Raw genomic sequence first — 5,553 nt, forward strand, 5'->3', positions numbered from 1 at the left:
TTGAAGAAGTAAATGCTGCCTTTGTCGAGCAATTAGCCTGTCTTGAACCCTACGGGTTCGCCAATCCCACTCCGGTATTTGCCTGCCGAAATGTCAAACTGAAAGAAAAGCGACTTGTTGGCCAACAAAAACGCCATCTAAAGCTTACGCTTGATAATATGGCAGTTAATGATGTTATTGCCTGGAATATGGGTGATTTATCAGATAGTCTCATTTGTAATAAACCTATAGATCTGGTGTTTGTTCCAAAATTCAATGAATGGCAGGGGCAAAAAAAGTTACAACTAACTGCATGTGATTTACGCCCATCGCTTGATGAGCAGGAAAAACTAAACACAATTGCACCTGATCGCGACTGTGTGCGGCTAGTATATTTAACGCTAAAAAAATGTAGTAGTTCTGATCAACATACTTTGTCTCTCCAAGATATTGCTAAAAAGCTGGTAAATCATTGTAAAGCTGCTTTATCTGAGCGGGTTATTGAACTATCCCTAACGATCTTAGCTGAGTTAGGACTATTAACCCGGGAATGTATTGAGCAGGACGTTTATCGGATTCAGCTTCTGCCAGCGCCGAAAACCAAACTTGATTTGACAGATTCACCTACATTTAGAAAAAGTATAAGGCTGCGTGAAGAGTTCTTGACTCAGCAAATATAGTTTAGGGAGGTTCACCAATGAATTTGCATGAAAAGATTCGCAATATACCTGATTTTCCGCAACCAGGAATTCAATTCAAAGATATTACCACCTTACTCAAAGACGGAAAAGCGTTTCGTTTAGCCATTGATAGGCTGGCAGAACCATATAAACAGCAACAAGTTGACATAGTTATTGGTCCTGAGGCAAGAGGTTTTGCCGTTGGTGCTCCTGTCGCTTATGTTCTGGGATCAGGCTTTGTACCTGTCCGCAAACCAGGAAAACTACCATCAGAAACAATAAGTTATGAATACTCACTGGAATACGGCAAAGATGCGTTAGAAATTCATAAAGATGCTATTATGCCGGGAAATCGGGTACTTATTGTTGATGATTTATTGGCAACAGGCGGTACTACTTTGGCCACAATTAAATTAGTGGAAAAACTAGGTGGTAAAATTGTGGGAATAGCTTTTTTGATCGAATTATCATTTCTAAATGGCCGGCAAGTATTATCTGGTTATGATGTTACTTCGCTGGTTCAATATTAATAGAATAATAGTCCACAGCATCATATGAGGTGAGACATGGGTAACGATGCACAAGGTAAAAGGGATAATACGCCCAATATTGAAACTATACTTGCCAAAATAAAAAGTTACCAGCCTGATGCGCCGTTGCCGCTGGTCGAAAAAGCCTACCAAATGGCTTACAATGCCCATGCCGGGCAGCTTAGGGTGTCTGGAGACGAATATATATGTCATCCTCTGGGAGTTGCCAATATATTGGCCGATTTGCAGATTGATGCAGTCACCATTAGTGCCAGCTTGTTGCATGATGTAGTTGAAGATACTGATGTTACTCTGGAAATGCTGGAAAAAGAATTTGGCAAAGAAATTGCAATGCTCGTTGATGGGGCGACTAAACTAAGCCGTATCGAGTTTAAATCGAAAGAAGATCATCAAATGGAGAACTATCGCAAGATGTTTTTAGCTATGGCAAAAGATATCCGGGTAGTTCTTATAAAGCTTGCTGACCGACTGCACAACATGCGAACCCTAAAGTACATGGCACCCCATAAACAACAGGAAATATCGCGGGAAACTTTAGAAATTTTTGCACCGCTTGCGCATCGGCTGGGAATTTCTAATATTAAGTGGGAACTGGAAGACTTAGCCTTTCGCTTTTTGGAACCAGAAAAGTATTATAAACTTGTTGAGCAGGTAAAACAAAAACGCAAAGAACGAGAAGAGATCATCAACGAAGCCATTGCGCTTATGAGCGAACGACTTGAAAGTGTCGGCATTAAAGCCGAAATTCAAGGCAGGCCCAAACATTTTTACAGTATTTACAAAAAAATGTTAAAAAACCATAAGCAAGATGTTAGTGAAATATATGATTTATCGGCAATACGTATTGTCGTTGATACAGTAAAAGACTGTTATGGTGCATTAGGTATTGTTCACACCTTATGGAAGCCCCTTCCTGGAAGATTTAAAGACTACATTGCCATGCCTAAGTCTAATGGCTATCAGTCACTTCACACTACCGTTATCGGGCAATCCGGACAACCACTGGAAATCCAAATTCGTACTCTTGAAATGCACCGTATTTCTGAATATGGTATTGCTGCCCACTGGCGTTATAAAGAAGGCGGTAAAGTAGGCAAAGATTCTGACCAAAAACTAGCTTGGTTAAGACAGCTTTTGGAATGGCACCGGGATTTACGGGATCCACGAGAATTTATTGAAACGGTAAAAATGGATGTTTTTGCCGATGAGGTATTTGTATTTACGCCCAAAGGTGATGTCATTGATTTGCCTGCTGGATCAAACCCCATTGATTTTGCCTATCGTATTCATACTGATGTGGGCCATCGCTGTGTCGGTGCTAAAGTTAACGGCAAAATTGTACCATTGGAATATAAGCTTACTAACGGCGATATTGTGGAGATTATTACCTCAAAGCAAAGTAATGGTCCTAGCCGTGATTGGTTAAATATAGTTGGTTCATCAGAAACCCGCAATAAAATTAGACAATGGTTTAAGAAAGAAAAACGGGAAGAAAATATTGCCAAGGGCCGTGAAATGATTGAACGGGAGGCTAAGAAGCTAGGGTACGAATGGCGTGATCTGATAAAAGGCGACCGTTTGAGCGAAGCGGCAAAAAAATTAAATTTTTCCAGTGAAGATGACCTGTTTGAAGCCTTAGGTTATGGTGGAGTTAATGTACACGGGGTAATGACCAAACTGATCGAGGCTTACAAAAAAGAAATAAAAAGCACCACCCCGCCTGATGTATCGGCCATGCTGGCAGGGCTTAAACCCAAACGCAAAAAAAATAAAGCCAGTCATGGAATCTTGGTTAAAGGCGAATCTGGGCTTATGGTTAGGCTGGCACGGTGCTGTAATCCGCTTCCCGGTGATTTAATTGTGGGTTATATTACCAGAGGACGTGGTGTATCTGTACATCGTACAGATTGTCCAAATATCCTTAACAACCCGGAAGAGTATGAGCGCATGATTGAGGTGAGTTGGGATATTCAAAGCGATACACTATACAAAGTACCTATTGAAATTATCGGTAATGACCGGCCGAATCTGCTGTCAGATATTATCATCGTTGCTTCTGATGCCAAAATAAATGTCTCCTCCCTAAACGCCAGAGTACAAAAAAATAAAACTGCCGTTATTAATATGGATATGGACATTAGCAATCTAAGTCAGTTAGAACATATCATGACGAAAATACGCAGAATTCCAGATGTATTTAATGTGCAACGCACGTTCCAGATTTAGGAGGAGTCAAATGAGAGCTGTAGTTCAATTAACCGATCATGCTAGTGTAACAGTAGATAACCAGGAAATTAGTGCCATCCAAAGGGGATTAACGGTTTTTTTGGGAGTAGGGCAAGACGATACGGAACAAGATGCCAACTATCTTGCGGAAAAAATTGTAAACTTACGCATTTTTCCCGATAAAGCGGGAAAAATGAATTTATCACTTAAGGATATAAAAGGGGAGCTACTGGTAGTATCCCAATTTACCTTGTACGGGGATTGCCGTAAAGGAAGGCGCCCCAGCTTTGATACTGCTGCACCACCACAAACGGCTATAGCGCTTTACGAATATTTTGTTAAACAATGCCAAGCCATGGGAGTTTCAGTAGCCTGTGGACGGTTCCAGGCCGAAATGATAGTACGGTTGACTAACCACGGACCGGTAACTATGCTGCTTGATAGCAAACGGCTGTTTTAATCCTGAGACGAACCGCTCTAACGCTCCCAGATTCGATACTTCTATCACTGAGAGTTTCCTTTATGGGCACAGATGAGCGGATACGTCCCTGGATAAAGGCGACAAACCTTCAGATGGTTGACAATGTCTGAAGCTACGTCTACTTTTTAGGGAGCGTGATCGTAAATGAAAATCATTCAAATGGAAGTTGGACATCTTGGAACCAATTGCTATATTATTTATTGTGAACAAACATTAAAAGCCGGGGTAATTGATCCTGGTGGCAATGCGGAAGCGATTGTTGCCGAAATTAACAAAGCCAATCTTCAAGTAGAATATATTATCAATACGCATGGTCATGCTGATCATATTGCTGCCAATGATGGCGTAAAACAGGCAACCGGAGCAAAAGTTTTAATCCATCCGGAAGATGCTGGCATGCTAATCAGTGCGGAACGTAATTTGTCCATGTATATTGGCGGCGGTTTTGTCTGCCAACCGGCAGATAAATTGCTAAAGCATAATGACATTATCACTATTGGCAATATCGAATTGAAGGTATTGCATACCCCTGGCCACACCCCTGGCGGTATCTGCCTGTTAACTGACTCGGTTTTATTTGCTGGAGATACCTTATTTGCTGAATCAATTGGCCGCACGGATTTTCCGGGTGGTTCGTACCGTGAATTGATTACAAGTATAAAAGAACATCTGCTACCACTTGACGATGCTGTCAAAGTACTGCCAGGTCACGGTCCGGAAACGACAATTGGTTGGGAACGTAACCATAACCCATTTATTCAATAATTATGAAGCAAACTTCACTTGTTGGTTGGTTGAAGATTGCCGTTTTAGTGTTTGGATTATATGTACTAAGCCAGGTAACGGCAATCTATCTGCCGGTTATGTTGGCTGTTGTGACTGCCTTTATCCTAAACCCCTTGGTTAATTTTCTAACAAGTATACCGCTGGGAACAAGAAAATTTTATTTGCCGCGCAGCATTGCTATTATCATAAGTTTAGTTCTCACTGTAATGCTACTTGCCGTCCTGATTACATTTGTCCTGTTACCATTTATCAGCGAATTCAATCATTTGGTTAGTACATTGCCTAAACTTGCCAATAAAATCAATGAACTCACCAGATTCATCGAAAAAACCATTGTTTTGGCACAAGTTCCAGACAACATTCAGACACTTATTGAGGATAGTCTGGGAAGAACAATGTCCTATGTAATAGGGTTGGTAAAAAATGCAATAAATGTTGCCTTTGCTTTTGCCACCCAAGCATTTGAGCTCGTGGTCGTGCCGGTTTTAGCTTACTATTTCCTCAAAGACTGGCAGATTCTCAAGCGGGATGTTATCACGCTTTTTCCCCGCACCTACCGGATAACAGCTACAGCCCTGATTGAGGAAATGGGTACTGTAATAAGCAACTATATTCGCGGTCAGGTACAGATTAGTGTTATCATGGGACTCTTAGTGTTTTGCGGTATGTACTGGTTACAGGTGGATTACCCGTTAGTATTGGGGCTGTTAGCTGCACTAACGGAAGCCATTCCGATTATTGGCCCTATTATTGGAGCACTACCAGCCATTGTACTAGGATATTTTGTTTCGCCAGTACTGGCAATAAAAGTCGCAGCATTTTACATACTCATTCAGCAAGTGGAAAATCA

At 41.3% G+C, this 5,553-nt stretch carries 5 protein-coding genes and 1 pseudogene; all 6 read left to right on the forward strand.

What is annotated here, in order from left to right:
* Window positions 1-659, forward strand: a pseudogene (locus AC29Z1_RS10305) (hypothetical protein); the annotation flags it as partial.
* A 17-nt stretch (window positions 660-676) separates the two neighbouring features.
* A complete protein-coding gene (locus tag AC29Z1_RS10310; RefSeq protein ID WP_488271379.1) occupies window positions 677-1,189 on the forward strand; it encodes an adenine phosphoribosyltransferase in 513 nt (170 codons plus the stop codon).
* Window positions 1,190-1,225: 36 nt separating this feature from the next.
* Complete coding sequence (locus AC29Z1_RS10315) at window positions 1,226-3,436, forward strand: RelA/SpoT family protein (RefSeq protein ID WP_488271380.1); 2,211 nt, start codon at window positions 1,226-1,228, stop codon at window positions 3,434-3,436.
* A gap of 10 nt (window positions 3,437-3,446) precedes the next feature.
* Window positions 3,447-3,896, forward strand: a complete 450-nt coding sequence (dtd, locus tag AC29Z1_RS10320) for a D-aminoacyl-tRNA deacylase (protein ID WP_488271381.1) — start codon at window positions 3,447-3,449, stop codon at window positions 3,894-3,896.
* A 165-nt stretch (window positions 3,897-4,061) separates the two neighbouring features.
* Entirely contained in the window at window positions 4,062-4,682 is a 621-nt protein-coding gene (locus tag AC29Z1_RS10325; protein ID WP_488271382.1) for an MBL fold metallo-hydrolase, read from the forward strand.
* Window positions 4,683-4,684: 2 nt separating this feature from the next.
* On the forward strand, window positions 4,685-5,553 hold an 869-nt coding region (locus AC29Z1_RS10330), incomplete at its 3' end, for an AI-2E family transporter (RefSeq protein WP_488271383.1).

This window comes from Sporomusa sp. (genome assembly GCF_057736855.1).